This window comes from Winogradskyella haliclonae (assembly GCF_014635865.1).
Taxonomy (GTDB): Bacteria; Bacteroidota; Bacteroidia; order Flavobacteriales; family Flavobacteriaceae; genus Winogradskyella; species Winogradskyella haliclonae.
Genome location: NZ_BMDQ01000001.1, coordinates 446,064 through 471,963 on the forward strand (window position 1 = coordinate 446,064; position 25,900 = coordinate 471,963).

Genomic DNA, 25,900 nt, shown 5'->3' on the forward strand with positions numbered 1-25,900 from the left:
AAATACACACAAAATGAAAACTTTAAAAATTAATAAAATAATACTTCTACTAATAGGCTTAGTAGCTTTTAATAGCTGTGTAGAAGACGACGATTTTAATGTGCCAAATACTGCAGTTGTTCAACCAGTAATCTCGGGTGTGATTCAAGATATTAGTGAAATTACTGGGCAATTGGCCCAAGAACAAAATAATTTTGGTGGTGAATTAGATTATGACGATGATGAAACTATTTTAACCTTTGATGCTGAAGGCGCAGACATTTTTGTAGAAGGTTATGTTATCTCTTCTGACGAAGGCGGGAATTACTTTGAAGAATTAATTTTACAGGATGCTCCTGAAAATCCAACTTTAGGTATTAGAGTACTTATAGATGTTAATCCATTATTTATTCGCTACGAAGTGGGACGTAAAGTATATGTTAAACTAAATGGCCTTGTAGCTGCTATCTCTAATGGTGTTGTTACTCTTGGCCCTTTAGACGGTGAACGTCCAGGAAAAATTTCTGCGGCTCAAGAAAATCAATTTATTATAAGAGATACTGAAGTAGCCTCTATAGTGCCACTTCCATTGGCTTTGGAAGATTTTACAGAAGACAAAACCAACTTAATGATAGAAATCACTAATGTACAGTTCAATAAAGATGAAGCTGTAAATCAGCAATTAAGTTTTGCTTCTGAGCCTGGAGATCAGTTTGATGCTGAACGTATCTTAGAAAGTTGTAACTCTAGTACTACACGTATTTTTGCTACAAGCACATTTTCTGATTTCAAATCATTGAATTTACCAACTGGCAGTGGCTCTATGACGGCTGTATTATCAAGAACCTTCTTCGGCGATGATTATTATGTTGTGGTTAATTCTCCTGAAGACATCAATTTTGATAGTGTAGAACGTTGCGATCCTTTTGATATTGCAGATTTCAATATCCTATTCGAAGAAGATTTTAACAACGGTTTCGCAAACTGGACAGTAGAAAACACATCTGGAACAAGAGAATGGGATCCAAGAGATTTTGGTGGAGAGTTTTATGCTAGAGGTTCTGCATTCCAAAGTGGAAATATTCTTCAAATGACAAGTTGGTTAATTTCAGAATCTTTCGATTTTGATGCTCAAGATAACGAAAGCCTTGTTTTAGAGATTGCCGATGCATTTAGCAATGGTCAGCCACTAACAGCTTTTTATTCTAATGACTATGATTCTGGTGATCCATCATTAGCAACATGGATTCAAATTGGTGCTGACGAAATTGATGCCTTACCAGACAATACAGGTTTCTTTAATAACGAATATGACCAAACAAACCTAATTGACCTTTCAGGCATTACTGGAATGGCAAAACTAGCTTTTGTTTACGATAGTATGGGTGCCACTGTATCTACTACGATAGATTTAAGTGACGTTAAAATAATAAATCCAATGTAATAGGGTTAGTATTAAAAATTTAAACCGCATCTAAATTAGATGCGGTTTTTTATTTTTACAACTATGTTTGACAACTTCTACATCTCATTTTTAAACTACACCAAATCTAAATTAGGTCGTAAAGCTATGCCAGTATCTTTATACTATGTAAATGTTGTTGAAATCGCTTTTTATGGTCTTATAACATCTTTCTTTGCGGCTTTTGCTAGTCAGCTTAATATTGGTAAAATAAGCTCAGAAAAAGCCATAATACTCTCTGTATTATGTGTATTTTTTATTTACTTAAAAAATTGGATGCGTTATAATGGTAAACGTAGAAATGTATTAAATGCTAAATCCCCAAAAAACAATGTACAGCAATGGAAATTAGTAATGTTTCCTATAGCATGTATAGTTTTAACTATTATATTTTATCAGGCTATATAAAACAAAAAACGTCATCCAATGGACGACGTAATTTGTTCTATTTTTTTAAGTGTTACGCTTTTTCAGTTTTACAGCAGTCTTTCTTACAATCTTTAGCACAAGCCATCTTGTCTTTAGTAGCAGCTTTGTCTTTGCAACATGCCATTTTACAGTCTGCCTTGCACGCTTTCTTGACTTCAGATTTTTTCTCAGACGAAAACTCTTCTACCGTTTTAATCTCTTTTACTTCGTAGATATCACTTACCTTAGAAACCGCTTCTTTTAAAGACTTAGGAGTCACTTTAGCTTCATCAAATTCTACCATGGCTAGTTCTTTATCAAAATCTACTTTTGCCATTTTCACACCTTCCATCTTTGCCATTTTCTTTTCAATAGTTTTGGCACATCCAACAGCACATGTCATTCCTTTAATATTAAATTCGACCTTTGCATAAGTCGCATTAGGGTCTAAAGTAGGTTTTACATCTTTTTTACTAACCGCAACTTCAACAGTTTTTACTTCTGGTTCAGCATTATTTTTACATGCAACAACAACTAGTGCTAAAACTGCAATTGTTATTATGTTTTTAAATACTTTCATGGGTCAAAAATCTTATTTTGAACAAATCTACTAAATACGAGGTTTCTTGAAAAATAATTAACGAATTTTGTGACCGCTAACCTGTCTTTATGAAGAACATTAACATTAAGTGGCTTTATCTCGTTATTCTATCAGTGATTTGGGGCAGTTCATTCATCCTTATTAAAAAAGCTTTAATTGGATTAACGCCTTTTCAGATAGGAAGCTTACGTAATGTGCTAACAGGAATTATTTTGTTAATTTTTGGATACAATAGTTTAAAAAGCATTAAAAAGACACAGTGGAAATGGATTGCTATTTCTGGTTTTTTAGGGTCATTTTTTCCAGCGTTTTTATTTGCTATCGCAGAAACCGAAATTGATAGCTCCATTACCTCTATTTTAAACTCTCTTGTGCCGCTTAACACTATTCTTATGGGAGCTGCGGTTTTTAAGATTGCTTCGACTAAGCGGCAAGTTATTGGTGTTATTATTGGATTTATTGGCACGGCATTACTTATTCTTAAAGGGGCCGAAATTAATCCTAATCAGAATTACCTATATGCCAGTTTTATAATCATCTCTACATTAATGTATGCAGCCAATGTTAACATAATTAAGCGTTATTTACAGGATGTAAAACCATTAACAATTGCTGCTGGTAATTACGTGTTTATTATTATTCCTGCATTTGTTGTTTTGTTATTTACGGACTTCTTTTCTTCTGAAACATTTAATTCTGAAACCATATGGAATGCCATAATCTGTGTTGCTATATTATCCATCTTCGGAACTGCTTTAGCTAAGGTTTTATTCAATAAACTTATACAAATATCAACACCTGTTTTTGCTACTTCAGTCACCTATTTAATGCCTATAGTGGCTTTGATTTGGGGGTTGCTTGATGGTGAAAATTTTACACCACTACAAGGTATTGCTACTCTAATTATATTAGCAGGGGTTTATATTGCCAATAGAAAAAAGGTATAAAAAAACCGAAGCCATTAGGCTTCGGTTTTAAATATATTTAATGATTTTAATCTTAGTTAAAATCTTCAGCTGTTACACCTTCGTTAACCTTTACTTCTGTAATAGCCATCTCAAAAACTTGAGGCCCTTGAGTTATTTTCATTTTTTGTGCAAACATAACACCATTCACTTCTTTATAATCAGAATAATCTGTAACTGTAGTGATAGATTGTCCAGCAGCTTCATTAGTCTCTTCGGTTCTAAGTAATAAGCCTGAATCAGCAGCATAGTATTTTACAGATGACTTACCATCTTTAGTAACTACAATCTTATAAGCGTCTACACCATTTACATCTGTTAGGCTTTCTAATTCTATATTAGATGCTTCCATATATAACTCAGGGAATAAACCTTTTTCAGCTTTACGAGAATTAACATCATCATCAGACATTGGGATTTTTTGTCCTTGTTGTTCTTGATAACCTGAATTACCATCAAACTTTTGCTTCATAATAGTTCCCATACCTTCAATGCTCATTTCCATAGAAAACTTATTTGGTGCCATTTGCTTTATCGTAGCTTTTGGCTTGAAAGGTGCTCCAGTAATTGTAACATCTGCCATAGTTAAAGTAGATTTAACCTCTCTTAATTTAGCTTCTCCTCCAACAGCTTTTACATAGTTTTTAACAACGTCCGAAGCAGTTAAACCTTCTGGTAATGGTTTTGAAAATACTGGCTTTTCTGTTGCGCTAGCGTACTTATCGTAATATTTAATAGGAAGGCCAACCTTTTCAAGGTTAGGTATCACATCACTTCCTTTACCTACAACTATTATTCTTGCATTATCCTTCTCAAAATACTTTTTGGCAGCACGCTTTACATCATCTACAGTAACTGCATTAATTTTTTCGAGATAGTTTTCATAATAATCGCTCGGCAGCTTATTAAGCTTAATGTTCATTGCAAAATTAGCTACAGTTTGAGGGCTTTCTAAGGCCATAACGAAACTTCCTAAGTAAGACGCCTTGGCTCTTTCTAAAGTCTCTGGAGCAACATTCTCTGTTCTAATTCTATCTACTTCTTTAAGTATTTCTACCACAGAACTATCAGTAACTTCGTTTCTTACCTCTGCAGTAGCTGAAAATCTAGAAGCACCAAATCTAGAAGCACCTATACTAGAATACGAGCCATAAGTATACGCTTTATCATCTCTTAGGTTTTGAAATAAATAACCCGTGGCACCTCCACCAAGAATGTTATTAGCAACTAGTGCCGCATGATAGTCGTCATCTCCCATTTTAAGGTCTACATTATTTGTAAGAATAATGTTAGACTGTACTGCGTTAGGCATGTCAACAAAATTAATTTGTGTCTGTTGCACATTAGACATTGGCTCTACGATATTTACATCTTCAATCACAGAGTTAGACCAAGAACCAAAATTCTTTTCAACAGATTTTTTTAAGGTCTTTTTATCAATATCTCCTATTACAACTAAATAAGAGTTTTTTGGATTAAAGTGTGTTTCGTAATAAGCTAATACATCTGATAAAGTGATATTATTTACAGTCTCTTCGGTTGTAAATTCTCCGCTAGGATGCGCAACGCCATAAGATAAAGCATTGCTTACTCTGCCTGCTGCTGTTGAAACAGATTTTTCATTTGTTTTTAGACCTTCTATTAACTTATCTTTTTCCTTTTGAAATTCCTCTTCTGTTAAAAGTGGATTCTTAGTTGCATCCGCCATTAATTCTAGAATTCTATCTGCATATTTGCTTAGACAACTAGCGAAGGCGCTAGAAGAGCCAAAACTTATATTAGCACCAAGGAAATCGACCTCTTCGTTAAACTCATCTTTAGAAATTGAAGTTGTACCATTACCAAGCATTGCACTTAAAATACTAGAAACACCAGATTTATTGCCTTCAACCGCTGGTTTATTGTCAATTCTAAGCGAATAAGACAAACGAGGTAACTTATGATTTTCTACAAGCAAAACTTTTAAGCCATTTTTTAATTCAAACTCTTGAGGTTTGTCAATTGAAATTTTTGGAGCTGGACCTGGTTCTGGTTGTTTAGAACGGTCTATTTGAGCAGTTATACCTAGACTAAATACTAATGCTAGGAATAAAGAAAATAATTTTGTTTTCATGGTTTTTTTATTAATCATTAGAATCATTCTTAGGTAAATACTCTATTTCAACGCGTTGGTTAGGATTTAAATACTTCTTTGCAACAGATTGAATGTCTTCGCGTGTGATAGAACGATAAATATCAATTTGTGTATTAATGAGATTAGTGTCTCCATATAACAAGTAATTAGTCACCAAAGAACTTGCAATACCTTGAATACTAGAATTGGAATTCACAAATTGATTTTCGAACTGATTTTGAAGCTTTTGATAATCTCTTTCAGAAATCAATTCGGTTTGTAATTTTACAATTTCTTCATCCATTTCTGCTAATAAATTCTTTAATGTAACATCACCTAAAGGCAATGCAAATAAAGCATAAATACCACCATCTACTTGACTTAAATTAACTGCTTGCACAGCTAAAGCTTGCTTTTGTTGATCTACCATTTTTTTGTAAAGTACAGAACTTTTTCCAGCACTTAAATAAGAGGAAATCATAGTTAGCACATAATTATCTCGTTCTATTTGAGGAGGTGTGCGATAAGCCGCTACTATTGCTGGCAATTGAATATTAGAATCGTAGAACTTAGCTTTTCTAGTTTTTGTAATTGGACTTTCTTTTGGGAAATTTCTAACAGGCTTATCTCCTTTAGGTATAGCACTGAAATATTCTTTAATCATTTTTTTAGCTTCATCGGTATCAAAATCTCCTGCAAGCACATATACCATGTTGCTCGGAACGTACCACTTTTTAAAGTAATCTTGAAACTCTTTTAAAGTAGCTGCATCCAAATGTTCCATTTCACCAATATTCTTATTTTTGTATGGATGTTTGGTGAATAAATTCTCGTTTATTGCAAATAGAATTTGACCATAGGCTGAGTTATCGTAACGCAAACGCTTTTCTTCTTTTACAACTTCGTTTTGAGTGTCAACAGCATCTTGATCTACTATTGGGTGTAATAAGCGCTCAGAATCCATCCATAAGGCCAATTCTAAATTGTTTGATGGAAAAGTTTGATAATAAAAAGTTCTGTCTAAAGAAGTCGTGGCATTACCATTACCTCCTCTAGCTGCTCTGATTTTCCTCCAAGTTCCTTTTTCTATATTTTTTGTTGGTCCAGAGGCTAGAAGGTGCTCATAGAAATGGGCAAAACCTGTACGTTCAGGGTTGTTATTTCCTCCTAAATCTTTACCTCCTGCATCAACCATAAATCCTGCACTAATAATAGGTGCAGAATTGTCTTGGTGAAGGATTACATGCAATCCGTTATCCAAATCAAATTCTTCAAATTCTACCTCTTGCGCTGTGGATAAGTATCCTACAAACATCAAAAGTGCTAGACTTAATAAGTTTTTTTTCATTTTTGTGTTTTTTAAGTATAAAGTTTCAAGTGTTTGTCTTGTCTAATAACTATTTGTTACAGCAATTCACACAAAAATAACGAACAAATGCGCCTTTTTATCTAAATAAAATGTGAAATAAGTATGCCTTTCAACTATTATCTTATGATTTTGGTGACAATAAAGCTGATATCAAGGATTTTAAATGTTTTTCAAAAGCAATAAAACGTTTGTGAATTACGAATTTAAGCGTATATTTGCATCCGCTTTCTGAGAAGAAGGCTTAATTTATTGAATAACAAATTAATAAAAACGTTACGCTATGTACGCAATTGTAGAGATAGCAGGGCATCAATTTAAAGTTGAGAAAGACCAAAAAGTTTTTGTTAATCGTTTAGCTACAGAAGAAGGGAAGAAAGTAAATTTCGATAACGTTCTTTTAATTGGCGACGGTGACAAGGTAACTTTAGGCGCCCCAGCTATAGACGGAGCACAAGTAAGTGCAAAAGTCTTAAAGCACCTTAAAGGTGATAAGGTTATTGTTTTCAAAAAGAAGAGACGTAAAGGTTACCGTGTTAAGAATGGTCACCGTCAAGCACTTTCTGAAATCGTAATCGAAGGAATTAAAGCTTCTGGAGCTAAAAAAGCAGCTCCAAAAAAAGAAACTAAAAAAGCTGAGCCTAAAGCAGAAGTAAAGGCTGCTGCTCCTAAAGCTGAAAAAGCTGCACCTAAAAAGGCTGCTGCAAAACCAGCTGCTAAAAAAGCAACAGGTAAAGCTGATGATTTAAAGAAAATTGAAGGTATTGGACCAAAGATTGCATCTACTTTAGTAGAAGCAGGTATTGCTACTTTTGCTGATTTAGCTAAAGCTAAGCCAGCTAAAATTTCTGAGATTATCGCAGGAGTTCGTGGTAACCATGTTACAGATACTTGGCCAAAGCAAGCTAAATTAGCTGCTGATGGTAAGTGGGACGAGCTTAAAAAATGGCAAGACGAATTAGATGGTGGTAAAGCGTAAGCTTAACACTTAAGTATAACACTATAAAACCTTAAGACAATGGCTCATAAAAAAGGAGTTGGTAGTTCGAAAAACGGTAGAGAATCAGAATCGAAACGCTTAGGTGTTAAGATATTTGGTGGTCAAGCTGCTATCGCGGGGAACATTATCATTAGACAACGTGGTAACACGCATCACCCAGGTGAAAACGTATACCAAGGAAAAGACCACACTTTACATGCTAAAGTTGATGGTATTGTAAAATTTACAAAGAAAAAAGACAACAAGTCTTATGTTTCTATTGAGCCTTTTAAAGCTTAATCAAACACTCTTTATAATTTTATAAAAGCCCTTTCTATTTCTAGAAAGGGCTTTTTGTTTTTTAAACAATCTCCATCTTCTTCAATAAAAAGCTTGCATTCATGTTTTGGCAAACCCCTTGCTTGAGTTTGTAATCGAAATAAAGTTCATCATTAACAATCTGTGCATCAAAAAAGTAATTTTTAACGGCTTCTAACTCCGCTTCGATTTCTGTAAGACTTAAGTCGTGCGTAGCTATAATTCCAGTGGCGTTAAGCTTCACTAATTTTTCCACAAATTTTCTCGAGCCTATCGCTTTATCTGTACTGTTAGTACCTTTTAAAATTTCATCTAATATGATGAAGTAGTTATTGTCTTTTTCAATAGTATCTACAATAAATTTTAAGCGGGTGAGTTCGCTAAAGAAATAACTGCTATCATCCGTAAGCGAATCTGTTGTTCGCATACTTGTAATGAGCTTAATTGGTTTGTATCTACTGCTTTTTGCACAAACTGGCAGTCCAACATTTGCCATAACGATATGTAAGGCTACTGTTCTTAAAAAGGTACTTTTTCCAGCCATGTTTGCACCTGTAACAATAAAGAATTGCTCTTGCTGCAAGTCTAAATTACTATCCACACGTTTGTTTGGTTCTAATAGCGGATGTCCTAAATTTTGAGCCAGAATGGTGTGTTTTGTTTCTATGATTTCTGGATAAGAGAATGTTTGATGGTTAAACCCGTAATTTCCTAAGCTGTTATAAGCATCAAAAAAGGTGACAACCTCAAACCAGTCTTCGACCTTATCGGCATAGGTTTTAATCCACTGTTCAATATAATAGGTCTGTCTTATATCCCAGAGAAAATACCCATTTCCAAAAATGGCTGAAAGCAAATTGTTTCTATTATCTAAGGCATCTATATGTTTAGAAAATTTAGAAAATATCTCTGAGGCTTTCCTACCCTCCAGTTCAATTCTGCTTTGTTGTTCTTTTAATAAATCTGAAGAAAAAGTAGCGATTTCAATCTCATGTAATAGCAAAGCATATTGCCTAAATGTGTCTTTGGCTCTTGAGGTTTGTTGAGAAATACTATTTATCTGTTTTAAATAACGTCCTGTAAGTCCGAGGCCTAATAACAACCAATACAATAAAGATTCGACAGGTATCATTTCTGTTATAGCCAAGCATAGAATAATCAAAGAGGCTATACTAAACCCTATGGTTATTACAAACCAGGTCTTACTCAAAAATGGTTTGTAATGCTGTAACCATTTTATAATAGTATTGGCGGAATGTTCCACCTCTACACCTTGAGCAATAGCTGTATAATTTTGCCGCCACTCTGCCTGTCCAGACAATTCTTTTATCGCTTCTTGACGTTTAGGAATTTCAGTAATTGTATTTGCTAATAAAAAATCAACAAGCTTTTGTGTTCCTTCTTTTATGGTAGTTCTATTTATAAACTGAAAAAACGATCCTCTGCCAAATAAGTCTATATCTAAACTATAGAAATGCTTTGGATTCTGAAATTTAGACCCATCCTCTCTTTTGTGGAAATCTCCTGATGCAATTGCAATCTCTTCTTCATTGATTTTTACTAAACGCTTGTAACGCGCTCTTTCGGATTTTAAGTCCGTGTATTTAGACAATAAAAACAGGAAAATAGCAATCCCAAAAATAGCTATGCCTGTAGCTAATTGCCATTGCTCAAACGTAAAGTATATACCAATTGTTGTAACTACAAAAACAGTAAGTCTCAGCAGACTATACAAGCTCAGTGTTTTAAATAAGTCTCGAGCTTTGGCTTGATGGTTTTCTAATTGATTTTTATAAAATTTTAAAGGGTTCTGCATAATATTCTAACAAAGCAGAAATATAAGAAAACTAGAAATCTAACCGAGATTTATTATGAATATTATCCTTTAATTGAGGTAAGTCTATTTCTTTAGCTGGGTAATAGCTTATCTCAATTTCTTTTTTGTTTCTTAATACAATAAATTCTGCTTTGTAATCCGTAGAATTATGATAATAACTGATACTTTTAAAAACATCTCCTTTTCTTAAACCAGATTTATAAGCTTCAGAATTTATATCGATTGAACTAATACTACTCCTATCTTCTGAAAAGTCAAACCCTAAGTCATATGCTTTGGTTTTTGAATCAAATTCAAAATCAAAGGCTTTATAAATTTCTTCTAAACTAAAAAGTTGTCCATCTTCAACATGCTTATCAAAAAACGACTTTAAATCTTCTTTTAGATACTTGTTAGCTGTTTTTATAAAATAGTCGTGATTGATTTTTTGATCATTCTTAAGCGCATCTTCTTTGAAGTTTAGTAATAAGTCATCAAGACTCTTTTCTCCATTTGTATCCTTTCTAATTTTGTTGTCCAAATAAAAAGCAAAAATAGCACCTCTTCTATAAGGTAATTTCTGAACGCCTTCTTTACCACTCCAAAATGTTTCATAAGTCAGTTCACTATTTGGCATTTCTTTAACTGGAGAAGTATATAACTCTCTAACAAACTCGTTGAACTTTTTTATGAAGTAGCTTTCATCCAAATCATAGATTTTAGCCTTAGCAATATTTTTTAAGGTATAATATTCCGTGAATCCCTCACTAAACCAGTATTGTTTCTCTTCATCGTCATTTTTAATAACATGTCCTGTCCAATTGTGTTGTAATTCATGATTAAATAAATAAACTAAACCTTCGATATCTAGATACTTATTATTAGAGGCATTGGTGGCAAAAGAATTTGTTAGTCCAGACCCCTGAAACGAACTACCTCTTTCTTGAACTGTAGGAATCATAGTCACAGCAAAATAATCTTGTGAATGATCCTGCCAAAAATCTCTTTGTGCACTTACTGTTGACTTTAATATATCTACCATTGTAGAATCTTTAAACACTTCCCAATTTCCTCGAATTATAAAAGCGATGTTATTATTATTTACATCTATATTATGAACTCTAAAATCTCCTCCAACAAAAACTGCAGTATGAAACTCCTCTTCTGATGTGTTTTCAATTTCTTGATATTCTTTGGGTATAGCAAAACTGTTTGCTAGGTGATAATCTTTTGGGAAGTCTTTCCATTTTATAGAAACATTAAAATTATCTTCTGAATCTTTGATTATATGCTTTGGTAGCATAAAAAAATTATGCGAAAATAAATGGAAATACTCCTTTTGAATAATTGGCCTGTATGTATCCCAAGTGGTCAATTCCCCTTCACTATCCTGCTTGATAGTATATTCAACTTCTAGTATGTCTAAATTTTTGGGATGCTTTATGCTATACCAACCACTATCTCTATTAGCCTTTATCTCTCCCTTTTCAGATATTAACTTAACATCCTTAATTACGTTATGTAAGCTATCTTGCCCCCAAGCTTCATCTTGAAATAATAGTATAGTTTCTCCTATTGCATTTGGTTGAAAAGAGGTTTTTACTTTTAATAAATTAGAAGTCTCTTCGTATACAGGGCTTACAACATAATTTATGTTATAATTTGGGCTTTTATTACAAGAAGATAAAAATCCGCAAATAATAAATGCAATAATTAGTCTGTTCATTTTTTTGATTGGTTTCAGTTTTCAACTAAAAGACGAATCAAATGTATAAATGTGACAAACTATTTATAAACTCTTATTATCAATATCTCTAAACACTGACACTATAATTTCTACAGCATTTTTATAAAATTTAGGCGTTATATCTTTAAAATCATCTGTTGGTTTATGATAGGCGGCATGATCTTCGTTTCCAAAATATAAAAACGGAATATTAGCACGATGAAAAGGGCCGTGGTCAGATGCATATGTCCAATCTTGCTTTCCATCAGAGCCATCATGACCGACAAGCAATTTGGTATCAGTAGGGTTTTTAAAAGATGTTATGACTTCTTGAAGCGTCTTATTGTATCGACTACCAACAACATATAATTCATTTTTAGAGCTTCTACTAATCATGTCCATATTAATATTAACGACTATGGTTTCTTCCTTCATTTTATCCACAAAATACTTTGCACCTCTTAAGCCTAGTTCTTCAGCATCAAAAGCTGCTAATATCACAGAATGTTTTGGTGGGTTTTGCTTTAAATATTCTGCAAAGGCAAATAAGGCCGATACACCTGATGCGTCATCATCGGCACCATTATATATGACATCTCCAGAAATACCAAGATGATCGTGATGCGCACTAACAACTATATATTTATCAGGAAATTCTGTTCCTTTAATTTCTACCAGAATATTATTAGCATCAAATTTACCTACACGCGAGTCGAAAGAAAATGAATGCTCATATTTACCATTAAACCCAGGCAAATTCAAACTTTTAAATTCTTTTATAATATATGCTCTTGCTAAATCATTTCCTTTTTCTCCTGTTCGTCTGCCTTCAAACTTATCTGAGCTTAAAACTTCTAACCTATTTAAAAGTTTATCTTCATTGAATTTTTGGATGCTTTTTTGTGAATAGCCAATTGTAATAAAAAACAGAAGGCTCATAAGGGAATTAATTATAGTTTTCATATGGGAGGTTTGACATCAAAATAAATAAAAAATCCTAAGATAAAATTTACCTTAGGATAATAAATTAGTACTATTTATAAATCTGTATGACTTATAAAGTTTTTAACCTTTTAAACTCGCTGAAAGGTATTCGCGATTCATACGAGCTATATTTTCTAAAGAAATACCCTTAGGACATTCTACTTCGCAAGCTCCTGTGTTTGTACAGTTTCCAAATCCTTCTTCGTCCATTTGTTTAACCATATTTAAAACACGGTCTGTTGCTTCTACTTGACCTTGCGGTAATAAGGCAAATTGAGACACTTTTGCAGATACAAACAACATTGCAGAAGAGTTTTTACAACTTGCCACACAAGCACCGCAACCAATACAAGTTGCTGCATCAAAGGCTTTGTCTGCGTTTTCCTTTTCAATAGGAATCGCATTGGCATCTTGTGTATTACCAGAAGTATTTACAGAGATAAAACCACCAGCTTGCTGAATACGATCAAAAGATGTACGGTCTACAATCAAATCTTTTACAACAGGAAAAGCCTCAGCTCTCCATGGCTCAATATAGATTGTATCACCATCTTTAAAGCTACGCATGTGCAATTGGCATGCTGTGATTTTTGTTTGTGGACCATGCGCTCTACCGTTAATATATAACGAACACGTTCCGCAAATACCTTCACGGCAATCGTGATCAAAAGCAACAGGTTGTTCACCCTTTTCAATAAGCTCCTGATTTAAAACATCTAGCATCTCTAAGAAAGACATGTCTGGAGAAATACCGCTAATAGGGTAGTCTACAATCTGTCCTTTATCACTAGCGTTTTTTTGACGCCATATTTTTAACGTTAAATTCATCATAGCAATTTTATTTTTTATTGTTCTATACGACCTTGGTCGCCTTGTTGAGAATCAAAATCAAAACCAATTTTTTCGAAATCGATATCTAAACCTCCTGTTTTACTTAAAATGAAATTTAGAATTAGAGCTGCAATTATGGTAATAACGAAAACGATAATTCCACCAATAATTAACATCATAATAATTCCAAAAAGTCCTCCGCCAAGTACCATTGCTCCTGCTCCTAAGTCGCTGGCTCCACCAATTAATGAGAATAATAAAATAAATGGTGTGTATACAATTAATAGGATAGAAAGGTAAACCAATGTAGTTACTAATGCATACTTAACAGGATCTACTTTTTTAAGTCTTAATTTTAATGTTTGATTTGTCATGGTTAGTTAGTGTTAGTTAGTATTAAAATTCATGCTTGGCAATAGTGTCTTAATCTTATTATTGGATCTAGACTTTGCTCTTTTATAAGCGTCCATTGCCTTAGCAATGTTTTCTTCTTTTTCTTCAGTACGACTAGCGTCTACAATATTGGCATTAATGTGCTTTTTAAGCACTTTATTTACTCTCCTTATATGTTTTTTGTTATCGGGAGAATAAGGCTCAACACCAACGGCAGCTATAAACATGCCCATTTTTGCTCTTAAATCAATCACATAGCTTTTTCCAGCTTCAAGATTTGCTTCTACATAATCTCTATTTTCTGAAGCAGCCCAAAACAAATGCTCACCAGGTTCGCACTCATAAGTAAAATATGCTCTTGAAGGTAATGCTCCTAAAAACAAATCTTTATCATAAACTCTAAAATTCATTGCGCCTCCTAAATCATTACTCCTCATTATGTAAACTAATGATTTACCTTCAGAAGGTTTTTTTAATACTTGACAATAACTACTAAAAGAGGCTATTACAATAAAAAAGGCTACTAAAAATCTCATAATTCTATTTGTAAGAACGTTCTTTTACTTCTATGTTTTCGTATTTTAATTCTTCTTTATGGTGTACTGCTTCACTTGGTTTTCCTTTATATTCCCATGCAGAAACATACTGAAACTCTGGTCGCCTTAACGCTTCACCACCTTCTGTTTGATACTCATCTCTAAAATGACCTCCAGCAGACTCTTCACGTTCTAAAGCATCTTTTGCAAACAGCTCTCCTAATTCTAAGAAATCTGCTACTCTTCCCGCTTTTGCCAACTCTTCATTATACTCGTTTTCTGTTCCGGGAACAAATACATCTTTATAAAACTCCTCGCGTAATTGAGCTATCTCAGAAATGGCAGATTTTAAATCTTTTTCATTACGAGCCATTCCGCATTTATTCCACATAATTTTTCCTAAACGCTTATGGAAATGGTCAACAGACTTTGTGCCTTGGTTATTGATAAGCTTATTGATACCTGCTCTTACGTTTTCCTCAGCTTCGTCAAACTCCTTAGTATCTGTAGGAATTGTTCCTGTTCTAATATCGTGAGCCAAATAGTCTCCAATGGTATATGGTAAGACAAAATACCCATCCGCTAAACCTTGCATTAATGCTGAAGCACCTAAGCGGTTTGCGCCATGGTCAGAGAAATTAGCTTCACCAATAGCATATAATCCTGGTACAGTTGTCATTAAATTATAATCTACCCAAAGTCCTCCCATTGTATAGTGTACTGCAGGATAAATCATCATTGGTGTTTCGTAAGGATTTTGATCTACAATTTTTTCGTACATCTGAAATAAGTTTCCATACTTATTCTCTACCACTTTTTTACCAAGGTCAGTTACTAATTTGGTGTCATCAACATTTAAGCCTTTTACGTAAGCCTGTTCTTTTCCGTAACGTTCAATAGCTGAAGCAAAATCTAAGTAAACTGCTTCGCCAGTTTGGTTAACACCATAACCCGCATCGCAACGTTCTTTAGCCGCACGAGAGGCAACATCTCTAGGGACTAAGTTTCCAAATGCTGGATATCGGCGCTCTAAGTAATAATCTCTATCCTCTTCTTTTAAATCCGTTGGTTTTAAGCTACCATTTCTAATAGCATCTACATCTTTTTTGTGCTTTGGCACCCATATACGTCCGTCATTTCTTAACGACTCTGACATCAATGTCAATTTAGATTGATGATCTCCAGAAACAGGAATGCATGTTGGGTGAATTTGAGTATAACATGGATTTGCAAAGAATGCACCACGCTTGTGTGCTTTCCAAGCAGCAGTAACATTAGATCCCATGGCATAAGTTGAAAGGTAAAACGCATTACCGTAACCACCAGTTCCTAAAACTACAGCATGAGCAGAATGTCTTTCAATCTCTCCAGTCACTAAGTTACGTGCAATAATACCTCTTGCTTTGCCGTCTACGATAACCACGTCTAACATCTCATGACGTGTGTACATTTTTATTTTACCACGACCAATCTGACGATTCATAGCCGCATAGGCACCTAGTAATAATTGTTGTCCTGTCTGCCCTTTAGCATAGAATGTTCTCGACACTAAAACACCACCAAATGAGCGGTTGTCTAATAAGCCTCCATATTCTCTAGCAAAAGGTACACCTTGAGCGACACACTGATCAATAATATTTGTAGATACCTCGGCCAAACGATGAACATTTGCCTCTCTAGATCTGTAATCGCCTCCTTTTACAGTATCGTAAAACAACCTGTATGTTGAGTCACCATCACCTTGATAGTTTTTAGCAGCATTAATTCCTCCTTGGGCAGCAATAGAGTGTGCACGTCTTGGAGAATCTTGAAAACAAAATGCTTTTACATTATAACCTAATTCTGCAAGTGTTGCAGCAGAAGAACCACCTGCTAAACCAGTACCCACAATAATAACATCAATAAGACGCTTATTGGCAGGGTTAACGAGGTTAATATCATTTTTATGTTTTGTCCACTTGTCCGCTAAAGGACCTTCTGGTATTTTAGAATCTAATATTGACATATTCTATTTTTTTAGTGGGTGAAGTGATGAAATAATGCAATAAATACAAATCCTAAAGGAATACCAATGGCATAAACCTTACTAAAGCCTTTAAGACCGTTTGTGTATTTATTATTTGCGCCTATAGACTGAAAAGCTGAGTTAAAGCCGTGTAATAAGTGCAGACTTAATAAAACGAATGCTATGACATAAGCACCAACTCTTAATGGGCTATGAAACTTATGTACTAGTTCTTCGTAATACCTAAAACCACTCTCAGTGTTTGCGGGGTCAATAAGACCGCTCATATCACCTGCAATATATTTTGTGTTTATCTCTGGAATCCAAAAATCTATAAAATGCAACACCAAAAAAGCTAAAATCACCGCGCCAGTTAAAAGCATGTTTCTACTCATCCAAGTAGAATTAGCTGCGCGACTTGTCTTTGCATACCCTATTTTTCTAGCTTTATTGTTTTTTATTTCTAAAACAAAGCCCATTACAAAGTGAAAAATTACACCAAAAATTAATATGGGTTGCAACACATACTGAATAACCCAAAACGTCCCCATAAAATGAGAAACCTCATTAAAAGTGTCTGGACTGAAAACTGATAAGATATTTATAGCAAAATGTTGAAGTAAAAAAAACATGAGGAAGAGTGCCGAAAGCGCCATGGCAAACTTTCTTCCAATCGAAGAATTTAAAATTCCGCTCATTGTAGAATAAATCTTTTTGTTAGTCCAACAAAGATACTACTCCGATAGGGTTTTGACAACTGTGCTTGTTTCTAATTAGTTATTTAGAATGGTTATAATTAAAAATCAAATCGTGGATTAACTATCGTATTGTAAATAGACCCAAAAGCGTAGTTAAATCCAACACTTACAAAATAATTGAAGCCTGATTGAAGCTGCTGTTGTTGTAGTAATAACTCTTCGACGGTTAGATCACCGCCAGGAATATTGACTTGGTTTCTTGTGATAGAATAACTGCCGCTAACATTAAAATTAAAGCCTTTAAATAGACGCACATTTGTACTTAAAAAGAAGTTTGTTGCATTTAAAGTAGGGTCGTTTAAAAACTGATTAAAAGACACTTCAGCATTAATAGTTCCCCACTCTTGATTAATACGACCACCTAACTGAATCCCGTGCTCCCATAAAAGCTCTTCAGTCTCATTAAAAACAGAGCGCTCTATATATTCGTTATATCTAATGCCATTTCGGTAAGAAATGGTTAACTGCTTTTTTGCTGAATCTACATAATCAAAAAAACTATACTCTAAAGCCGGTCTAAATGTTGCGAATAAGTCAAAATTACTAAAAGTCGATGTGCCTATACTTCCAAAAAAACCATAAGACCAATGGTCGTTGATACTTAAAACATCATTAACATTTAAACGCTTGTTGTTATTAAAAACTTTAAAGTCCTCTTCTTCATCTAGATCATTAATAAATGTAAATGTGGATCTATTTTCACCATAACGCATAAAAAGTGAAAATTTATTCTTCTCTGTCACTCGCCTTGCTGAAAGATTTACATTAAAATTACTTCTATTATTGAGCTCTTGTCCATTAAAAAACCCATTAGCACCTACACGAAATAACCAATAATCCCAAGGGTCTTTCTCTTCAACTTCTTCCTCTTCATTTTCAGGCGTTGGGACATTTACTGCAACCTCCGCAGTGGTACCTTTGGCAATCCAAAAACGCACTAATCCAAGCTTCAAATATTCTAAAACACGCTTTCTAACCTCATCGTTGGTCATATTTGCATCAGTAGCAAACGTTAGTTTATAATTAATCGTTTCAAACTCATTCTTGCCTATAAAATCCATCTCATAACTACGGCTACCAGCACCATTACGTTGGGTTACTACGAAAATATGAACATCACTTAAATCTTGATCTCTTACAAATTGAACATTCCCAAGGTTTTGTCGTTGAAACTCGTCGTCACAACGGTCGCAATCCAAGAAGATTTTAACCTGTTCAATAGGTTCTTCTTGAGCAATAAGATGACATGAAAAGCATAGAAATGCCAGTAGAAAAAAGCGGTTTAGCATATAAATTTGATTGATGCTTGTTTATCTATGACCAAATGGCCTTATACTATAAAACGTAAAAAAATTATTTTAGTATCCTCACTAAATTATGGTACGAAACTAGAGTTTATAACTTCAAACACTGTAAAAAATTTGCAAAAGAAATGTCAATTATTTGATTTTTAAATTGGTTTTAACACCATCTATTTCAATTTTATATTCTCCTTTAGGTAAGTAATATTTTCTGTTACTAGCCTCGTTAACATCTATACTTGTATCTTCTTTCATCAAAGCTTTTCTGCCTTTTTTTGTTAGCTCTAAATTGTAATCTGTATAATTAAAACCTTTGTCTGCTTTAACCGATATACGATTTAATTCTGCACCTTTTTCTGATACTATTTTAATCGTCTTTTCGCCTGAAGTATTGCTAAAAAACTTAATCGTAGCTTCTGGCTCAAAAGCATCTAGCCATTTGCTCCATGAACTACCCCATCGGCTGGAATGACGAATAGGATTCAATTTAAAAAGCGTCAAGGGTTTAGCCTCCATATTAGCATTCATTTGCTGTAATGGAGACACATTAGCTTTATAAATACTTCGTCCATGTGTACCTAATAATACATCTTTAGCTTCAGGCTGAATCACAATATCATGCACTGCTACATTAGGCAGGCCATTAGAGAATACTTCCCAAGATTTTCCCATATCAAAGGACACGTAAGCACCGTTGTCTGTGCCTAAATATAAGATGTTTTCATTTTCAGAATCTTCAGTAATCACATTTACTGGAGACGCCGGAATGTTACTACTAATGTTTTTCCACGTTTGACCATAATTATCACTCATATAGACATAAACATTAAAATCATCCCAACGGTAGCCGTTAAGTGTTACATAAACACGTTCCTTTTTATGTTGAGATGCCACAACACGACTCACCCATAAATCTTTAGGAAAACTGTTCGAAATCGTTGTCCAATTACCTCCTGCATTTTTTGTCACATGAACTAAACCATCATCGCTTCCTGTATAGATTAATCCAAATCTGAACGGACTCTCACTAATAGATGTTAATGTGCCATAAGCGACATTTCCTTTTTTACCACCATTGGTTAAATCCTCACTAATAGCTTCCCAGTCATTCCCTTGGTTCATAGAACGCATCAATTTATTACCGCCTAAATACAAGATGTCTTGATTATGAGGTGATAGTAAAATTGGTGTTTGCCAATTAAAACGATAAGGGTTTTCGCCTAAAGTATGTTTAGGCTGAATGTATTTTTGGTCTCCTGTTTCGAGATTTAATCTAAAATAATTTCCAAACTGATAACCCGTGTAAACAATGTCCGAATTGCGATTGTCTATCTGAATTTGCATACCATCACCACCCATAATCGATTTCCATGGATATTGCCCTCTTTGATGCCAACTTTTATTTTCACGAGCTGTATTTGCACCTTTCCAAACCCCATTATCTTGAAGCCCACCGTAAACATTATATGGTTTTTCGTTATCTACATTAATTGCATAAAACTGACCTACTGAAGGCGAATTATTCTTAATCCAATTTTCGCCATCGTCGTATGTGATGTTTACACCACCATCATTACCATTAACTAAATGGTTTGGGTTTTTAGGGTTGATCCAAAGTGCATGATGATCGGCATGAACATTTTCTGCGCTTATAGATTTAAATGTTTGTCCGCCATCTTTAGACTTCAGAATTGGTACTCCATAGATATAAATATCGTCTGCATTTGCAGGAGATACGTGGATATGTCCAAAATAGTAACCATAACTAAAATAAATACCATCTAAATAAGCGTCATGTGTTTTTTTCCAAGTTGTTCCACCATCAGTACTTTTATATACCTCTGCACCAACAACAGGCGTGTCAAACAACATAGAGTTGGCATCTTCAAGATATTTCGCCAAGTCAATAGGCTTTACATTTCCGCTACGTACCATTTGTTTCACATTTTCGGCACGGTATTTTTCTTGAAAACCGTTGGTCTTTAAAAAAGCATTCAATTTTTTGTCTTCTAGTGCTAAAAAATCTGCATTAGACATGGTTTTAAAATCATCTTTGGTTAGACCTCTCTTAGCGTCTGAGCTTGTCGAAGCGTCATCTGGACGTCTAAATTGGCTATCATGGATGGCATAAACCGTATTGTCATCAAAAACAGCCACACCAATACGTCCAACACCTTCTCCAGTTGGAAAACCACTTCCTTCTACTGAAACTTTAGTCCACGTTTCCCCAGCATCAGTACTTTTATAAATGGCCGAATTCGTTCCATTTCCGGTAAAATTCCATGCTTTTCGGTCTTTTGTCCAAGACGTCGCAAACATGAGGTTGTAATTATTAGGGTTTTGCTGAAGGTCAATAATCCCACTCATATTATCTACAAATAGGGTTTGTTTCCAGGTTGCTCCGCCATCGGTAGTTTTGTAAATCCCGCGCTCATCGTTTTCAGAATATAAATGCCCTGTAACACCTACGGTAACCACATCTGGATTATCTGGATGAATTAATATCGGTGCAAAATGATGTGCATCCATGAGCCCCACATTGGCCCAAGTTTTTCCGTTATCTATAGATTTCAAAATGCCAATACCTGCATAAGATGAACGTGACGCATTATTCTCACCAGTACCTACATAAATGGTTCGTGTAGGCCAATGCACAGCAATATCACCAACATTTTGTGTGTCAGAAGCATCTAAAATAGGTTGAAACGTAGTACCGTTATTTGTAGTATGCCAAACGCCGCCAGAAGCATATCCTACATAAAATTCTGAGGACATATCAGGATTAACATCCACATCCACAACACGACCACTCATAATCGTTGGTCCAATATTTTTGAAAGGCACATTTTTAACCAATGAAGCTTCTGTCATTGCGTTTTTTTGCTCTAAAGCTTTTTTAATAGTTTCTGGAGAGGTTGCTGGTTGTTGCGCAATGGCAAATACAGAAATTAGACTTAAGACAAAGCCTAAAAATTTTGAATATTTCATGGTGGTTAGTTTATAAGGATTCAAGTTAAAAATAAACCCATTACCTACCATAAGTATAAACTAAAGTTTAACAAAGCACTTTAAAATTTATCATTAATTATTTGATATCATTTTTGCTTAAAAAATGATATTTATTTAATTTTTTAACATTTTTTTAAAGCTTTTGATTACTTTTGAGCGAATTAACTAACAAAATATTATTATAATGGAAGAGTATTTACCTTTAATTATTCAATTAGTCAGTGGAGCCGTCGGTGGAAATGTCGCTGGTAAACTTATGAAAGGATCCTCATTAGGTACGCTATGGAATTCTGTAGCTGGTATTCTAGGAGGTGGGCTTGGCGGTAAAGTTCTTGGAATGCTAGGTCTAGGTGGTGCTGCAGCAGCTGAAGCATCAACAGGAATGGACCTTACTAGTATTTTAGGTAGCGTTGCTGGCGGTGGTGTTGGCGGTGGTATCTTAATGGCTATTATTGGCTTTGTTAAAAAGGCAATGGCAAAATAACTTTTAATAATATCTTAAAAAAAGGCAGTCTTTAAAAGATTGCCTTTTTTTATGCCTTTCAAAATGGTACTTTTGAGATTATAACTTAGTTTAGTCTGTTTCTCCTTGTTTTAAGGAACAAAAAATAAATCTTTCTATGAAGTATAATCTAATCGACCGCAATCTCTTTATAAACAATCGCAAAAATTTCGCCTCAGCCATGAAGCCAAGTAGTTTAGCGGTATTTAATTCTAACGATATTTATCCAGTAAGTGCAGATAGCACCTTACCTTTTGCGCAACACCGTGATATCTTTTATTTAAGTGGTGTAGATCAAGAAGAAAGTATTCTGGTATTATTCCCAGATTGTCCAAAAGCAAAACATCGCGAAATTTTATTCCTAAAAGAAACCAACGAACATATTGCGGTATGGGAAGGCGAAAAACTAACCAAAGAAAAAGCCTTTGAAACTTCGGGTGTCAAAACCGTGTATTGGCTTCAGGATATGGAAAAAGTCATGTTTGAACTCATGACACAATGTGATACCGTTTACATCAATACCAATGAACACTATCGTGCCAATGTAGAAACCCAAACCCGTGAAGATCGTTTTACCAAATGGCTAACTCATAAGTATCCTGCACATTCTGTTGCCAAGAGCAATCCTATTTTGCAACGTTTACGTTCGGTCAAAGATCAGATAGAATTAGATTTGATGCAGCATGCTTGTAATATTACCGAAAAAGGGTTTAAGCGAGTGCTTAATTTTGTAAAACCAGACGTTTGGGAGTACAATATAGAAGCCGAGTTTATGCACGAGTTTTTAAATAATCGTTCTAAAGGTTTTGCGTATACGCCAATTATTGCGTCTGGTAATAATGCCAATGTCTTGCATTACATTGAGAACAATCAACAATGCAAAGCTGGCGATTTAATTTTAATGGACGTTGGCGCGGAATATGCCAATTATAGTAGTGATATGAGTCGTACAATTCCTGTTTCTGGGCGTTTTTCAGAACGGCAAAAGCAGGTGTATAATGCCGTAAATCGTGTAAAGAACGAAGCCACAAAACTATTAGTACCGGGTGCATTTTGGGAAGAATACCATGTAGAAGTTGGCAAATTGATGACTTCAGAATTATTAGGCTTAGGTCTATTAGACAAAGCTGATGTACAAAACGAGAATCCAGATTGGCCAGCATACAAAAAATATTTTATGCATGGCACGAGTCATCATATTGGTTTAGACACTCATGATTACGGATTATTACATGAACCAATGCAAGCTAATATGGTCTTTACCGTAGAACCTGGTATTTATATTCCAGATGAAGGTTTTGGTATCCGTTTAGAAGATGATGTGGTCATCCAAAATTCTGGTGAGCCATTTAACTTAATGCGCAATATCCCAATTGAAGCTGAGGAGATTGAAGACATCATGAATGCTTAATCTATGTCTAAACCTTCAAAATCATGGATAAATGCGCTTTCAGATATTATTAAAGTTATTCTGGAAGATTTGGGTGCTTCGACAGGCTCAGCTTCCAAAAGAACATGGCACCAACATGTGGTGCCTTACCAAGACGGTTGGGCAGTTAGGCGTGAAGGCAACAAGCGCATCACATCCAAACACCGCAAACAATCTACCGCCATTAACAAAGCCAAGACTTTAGCTAAACGTAAAAAAGCCGATGTCATTATCCATCGCGAAAGTGGTGGTATCCGAGACCGCATAAGTTTTAAAGATTAATTTTGGAGCTGTAAGAATTTTTATATAATTTTAGTTCAGCTATTTAATTCACAGTTACTTACAGGTTAATTCGTTGTTGTACACTATATAAAATACCCAGCATTGGGTATGTTTTATTATGGTGCTTGCTATTAATTTTATCAACTAACCAAAACCAACGAATTATGAAATCAACAAAGTTTATCTATTTACTAATTATAACTTTTCCCTTATTAATGGTTTTTAATTGTGGAAGACCATCTAAAAGCAATAAAGAAGACATTAAGACAAAAGAAATAAAGAGGAAAGCAGTTTTTTTTAGTATCAAAGACTTGTCACTAGAAAGAGGTCTAGAAGAATTAGATGAAAGGTTTTTTCGTCCTATGAATCGATTAGAATATGATTTCCTATCTCAGGATAACGCCACTGTTAAATACAAACTTATTAAAGATGAAAGTATCGTGAGTTTTGAAATCATCATTGGTGGTGAGAAAGTAAATAATAGTTCTAATGGTAAAATCTCAGGTGTAGATGTTTTTTCCTCTGGTGAAATATTAACGAGAGTTACAATTAAGGATGGAATTGGGAATTACAAATTAGAACTTACAGATTTACAGTACGAAAATGAAGAAAAGAAAAGGAATCTTACACCAAAACCAAGTGATAATGTGCATACAGATGGGAACAGAAATATTAGGAAAAATCTAATTTTTACAGAAAAGCCAGAGTAAAATGAAAAAATATAATTTAATTTTTATAGCATTATTTTTTGTGGTCTCTATCGACTATATAAATTGTCAGACTTTTGGACAAGATGGAGATGGATATACAAATATCATTGTGCCCGCAACACAATTAAGTTTAGACATAGCAAATAACATTGCATCATTTGAGTTTGTGCAGCCCTCAAATGATGATAAGTATATATTCGGTGCACGATTATCTGGTAAAACGGAAAATGGAGTGTCTGTTATTTTTTCTGAAGAAAAAATTGCTGGCGGTGCAAGTATGAATTTTCTTGTGGGGAGAAAATTCAGAGTAACAATTGATAGAACATCAACTCGGGAACAAGCTCTTCTAAGCAGAAAAATAAGTGCAGAACAGAGTAAGGATAATTTAGTACAAACGAACAACAACTACATATCGTCTCTTTCTAACCCAAACTCTAATCCCATAATTAGGGTATTAAAGAATAATAGTAAAATTAGCGGTGGAAATATAAATAAAAAGAAAGTAGGAGATGTCAGATCCAAATTTAAAAAAGCATATAAATCCAAGGTTGAAGATTTAAATGAAGAATATGCCAAAAGCACTACTCCTGATGCAAGAAAATTTCAAATTCAAGCATTTAAAACTAATTCTCTAGTCGTTTATAATACCATCAATTCTAATCTCAATAATGCATATAATGCAGCGAAAAATTCAGAAAAAGCCTCAAGGGATTACACTGATTTTACTTTCGATGTTTCTTTTATTAATCATCTACTGTATCTAAGAGGAGGGTTTAATGGAAATAGTTTTAGATATGATTTAGATAATGACTCTACGACTGTAGATACACGTTTTGCAAAAAAAAATTTTAATGGCTGGAATCTAGAGCTAGGGTATAATATTAATATTGGTAGGACGTATATAGGAATAAGTGGAGAAACAGCTTACTTAAATAATTTATCTGCCTTAGATGAAATTTCATACTCAATCAGAAAAGAAGACCTAACAATTACTGAAGGTACATTTACAACAACAGAATCAATAAATGCCTTTGAAGGAGATTTAGATAATTTTAATAGACATTCTATAAACATAGATTACACTCAATTAGTGCCAATTTCAAGAACTGACAACGGACTATATATTTCTTTAAATGGATTTTTAAGACAACGTTTTTATAGTAATGCTGAAACGATAAAAGATCATATGGTTTTAGGGGGAGGTATATATGCGCTCAGTACACAGAAAAACCAATTATTGGGTGGGTTATTTGTACAAACTAATGATTTATTTGGAGCTAATTCTAAACCAGAAGCTACTTTTGGAGACAGGATATTATTTGGCTTAGTCGCAAGATTCGCTTTCAAAGGAGCTGAGATAGTGGATTAAAAATTTACTCTATATTTATTTAATATAATTCTTTACAAACAAGGGCTTTTGTTATCTT

General features: G+C 34.2%; 23 protein-coding genes. 10 read left to right on the forward strand and 13 right to left on the reverse strand.

What is annotated here, in order from left to right; genetic code table 11:
- The first annotated feature begins 13 nt into the window (after positions 1 to 13).
- Both IEV10_RS02020 and IEV10_RS02025 read left to right on the forward strand, forming a co-directional pair.
- Positions 14 to 1,423, forward strand: a complete 1,410-nt coding sequence (locus tag IEV10_RS02020) for a DUF5689 domain-containing protein (RefSeq protein WP_188373024.1) — start codon at positions 14 to 16, stop codon at positions 1,421 to 1,423.
- 63 nt (positions 1,424 to 1,486) lie between these two features.
- Positions 1,487 to 1,849 carry a hypothetical protein gene (locus IEV10_RS02025; RefSeq protein WP_229719564.1) on the forward strand — a complete coding sequence of 121 codons (363 nt, stop codon included), beginning with the start codon at positions 1,487 to 1,489 and terminating at the stop codon, positions 1,847 to 1,849.
- 52 nt (positions 1,850 to 1,901) lie between these two features.
- Here the strand turns inward: IEV10_RS02025 and IEV10_RS02030 are convergent, their stop codons facing one another.
- Entirely contained in the window at positions 1,902 to 2,429 is a 528-nt protein-coding gene (locus tag IEV10_RS02030; RefSeq protein WP_188373026.1) for a cation transporter, read from the reverse strand.
- 89 nt (positions 2,430 to 2,518) lie between these two features.
- Between IEV10_RS02030 and IEV10_RS02035 the strand changes: the two genes are divergently transcribed.
- A complete protein-coding gene (locus IEV10_RS02035; protein ID WP_188373027.1) occupies positions 2,519 to 3,397 on the forward strand; it encodes a DMT family transporter in 879 nt (292 codons plus the stop codon).
- A gap of 52 nt (positions 3,398 to 3,449) precedes the next feature.
- On the opposite strand, the gene IEV10_RS02040 is transcribed toward IEV10_RS02035, so the two are convergent.
- Both IEV10_RS02040 and IEV10_RS02045 read right to left on the reverse strand, forming a co-directional pair.
- On the reverse strand, positions 3,450 to 5,528 hold the full coding sequence (locus IEV10_RS02040) for an insulinase family protein (protein WP_188373028.1): 2,079 nt from the start codon (positions 5,526 to 5,528) through the stop codon (positions 3,450 to 3,452).
- Positions 5,529 to 5,538: 10 nt separating this feature from the next.
- A complete protein-coding gene (locus tag IEV10_RS02045) occupies positions 5,539 to 6,876 on the reverse strand; it encodes a M16 family metallopeptidase (protein WP_188373029.1) in 1,338 nt (445 codons plus the stop codon).
- 301 nt (positions 6,877 to 7,177) lie between these two features.
- Here IEV10_RS02045 and rplU point away from each other — a divergent pair, with 301 nt between their 5' ends.
- A complete protein-coding gene (gene rplU, locus IEV10_RS02050) occupies positions 7,178 to 7,873 on the forward strand; it encodes a 50S ribosomal protein L21 (protein WP_188373030.1) in 696 nt (231 codons plus the stop codon).
- A gap of 39 nt (positions 7,874 to 7,912) precedes the next feature.
- On the forward strand, positions 7,913 to 8,173 hold the full coding sequence (rpmA, locus tag IEV10_RS02055; protein ID WP_188373031.1) for a 50S ribosomal protein L27: 261 nt from the start codon (positions 7,913 to 7,915) through the stop codon (positions 8,171 to 8,173).
- A gap of 61 nt (positions 8,174 to 8,234) precedes the next feature.
- Here rpmA and IEV10_RS02060 read toward each other — a convergent pair whose 3' ends face one another.
- The 10 genes from IEV10_RS02060 to IEV10_RS02105 form a co-directional block, all read right to left on the reverse strand.
- Positions 8,235 to 10,007, reverse strand: coding sequence for a MutS-related protein (locus IEV10_RS02060; RefSeq protein ID WP_188373032.1), 1,773 nt, complete (start codon positions 10,005 to 10,007; stop codon positions 8,235 to 8,237).
- 31 nt (positions 10,008 to 10,038) lie between these two features.
- Positions 10,039 to 11,733: a M61 metallopeptidase family protein gene (locus IEV10_RS02065; RefSeq protein ID WP_188373033.1), complete on the reverse strand. Its 1,695-nt coding sequence runs from the start codon at positions 11,731 to 11,733 to the stop codon at positions 10,039 to 10,041.
- 63 nt (positions 11,734 to 11,796) lie between these two features.
- Positions 11,797 to 12,696, reverse strand: coding sequence for a M28 family peptidase (locus IEV10_RS02070; RefSeq protein WP_188373034.1), 900 nt, complete (start codon positions 12,694 to 12,696; stop codon positions 11,797 to 11,799).
- Between the two features lie 102 nt (positions 12,697 to 12,798).
- Positions 12,799 to 13,545 carry a succinate dehydrogenase/fumarate reductase iron-sulfur subunit gene (locus IEV10_RS02075; protein ID WP_188373035.1) on the reverse strand — a complete coding sequence of 249 codons (747 nt, stop codon included), beginning with the start codon at positions 13,543 to 13,545 and terminating at the stop codon, positions 12,799 to 12,801.
- Positions 13,546 to 13,562: 17 nt separating this feature from the next.
- Complete coding sequence (locus IEV10_RS02080; protein WP_188373036.1) at positions 13,563 to 13,922, reverse strand: hypothetical protein; 360 nt, start codon at positions 13,920 to 13,922, stop codon at positions 13,563 to 13,565.
- 12 nt (positions 13,923 to 13,934) lie between these two features.
- A complete protein-coding gene (locus IEV10_RS02085; protein WP_188373037.1) occupies positions 13,935 to 14,477 on the reverse strand; it encodes a hypothetical protein in 543 nt (180 codons plus the stop codon).
- 4 nt (positions 14,478 to 14,481) lie between these two features.
- A complete protein-coding gene (locus tag IEV10_RS02090) occupies positions 14,482 to 16,482 on the reverse strand; it encodes a fumarate reductase/succinate dehydrogenase flavoprotein subunit (protein ID WP_188373038.1) in 2,001 nt (666 codons plus the stop codon).
- A gap of 11 nt (positions 16,483 to 16,493) precedes the next feature.
- A complete protein-coding gene (locus tag IEV10_RS02095; RefSeq protein WP_188373039.1) occupies positions 16,494 to 17,180 on the reverse strand; it encodes a succinate dehydrogenase cytochrome b subunit in 687 nt (228 codons plus the stop codon).
- A 98-nt stretch (positions 17,181 to 17,278) separates the two neighbouring features.
- Complete coding sequence (locus IEV10_RS02100; protein ID WP_188373040.1) at positions 17,279 to 18,529, reverse strand: hypothetical protein; 1,251 nt, start codon at positions 18,527 to 18,529, stop codon at positions 17,279 to 17,281.
- 150 nt (positions 18,530 to 18,679) lie between these two features.
- Positions 18,680 to 21,529: a WD40/YVTN/BNR-like repeat-containing protein gene (locus IEV10_RS02105; protein WP_188373041.1), complete on the reverse strand. Its 2,850-nt coding sequence runs from the start codon at positions 21,527 to 21,529 to the stop codon at positions 18,680 to 18,682.
- A gap of 205 nt (positions 21,530 to 21,734) precedes the next feature.
- Here IEV10_RS02105 and IEV10_RS02110 point away from each other — a divergent pair, with 205 nt between their 5' ends.
- The 5 genes from IEV10_RS02110 (at position 21,735) to IEV10_RS02130 (ending at position 25,842) form a co-directional block, all read left to right on the forward strand.
- Entirely contained in the window at positions 21,735 to 22,034 is a 300-nt protein-coding gene (locus IEV10_RS02110; protein WP_188373042.1) for a hypothetical protein, read from the forward strand.
- Between the two features lie 136 nt (positions 22,035 to 22,170).
- Positions 22,171 to 23,463, forward strand: coding sequence for an aminopeptidase P family protein (locus IEV10_RS02115; RefSeq protein WP_188373043.1), 1,293 nt, complete (start codon positions 22,171 to 22,173; stop codon positions 23,461 to 23,463).
- A 3-nt stretch (positions 23,464 to 23,466) separates the two neighbouring features.
- Positions 23,467 to 23,763, forward strand: coding sequence for a DUF2188 domain-containing protein (locus IEV10_RS02120; RefSeq protein WP_188373044.1), 297 nt, complete (start codon positions 23,467 to 23,469; stop codon positions 23,761 to 23,763).
- A 164-nt stretch (positions 23,764 to 23,927) separates the two neighbouring features.
- Positions 23,928 to 24,473, forward strand: coding sequence for a hypothetical protein (locus tag IEV10_RS02125; RefSeq protein WP_188373045.1), 546 nt, complete (start codon positions 23,928 to 23,930; stop codon positions 24,471 to 24,473).
- Between the two features lies 1 nt (position 24,474).
- Positions 24,475 to 25,842, forward strand: coding sequence for a hypothetical protein (locus tag IEV10_RS02130; RefSeq protein WP_188373046.1), 1,368 nt, complete (start codon positions 24,475 to 24,477; stop codon positions 25,840 to 25,842).
- Positions 25,843 to 25,900 lie beyond the last annotated feature (58 nt).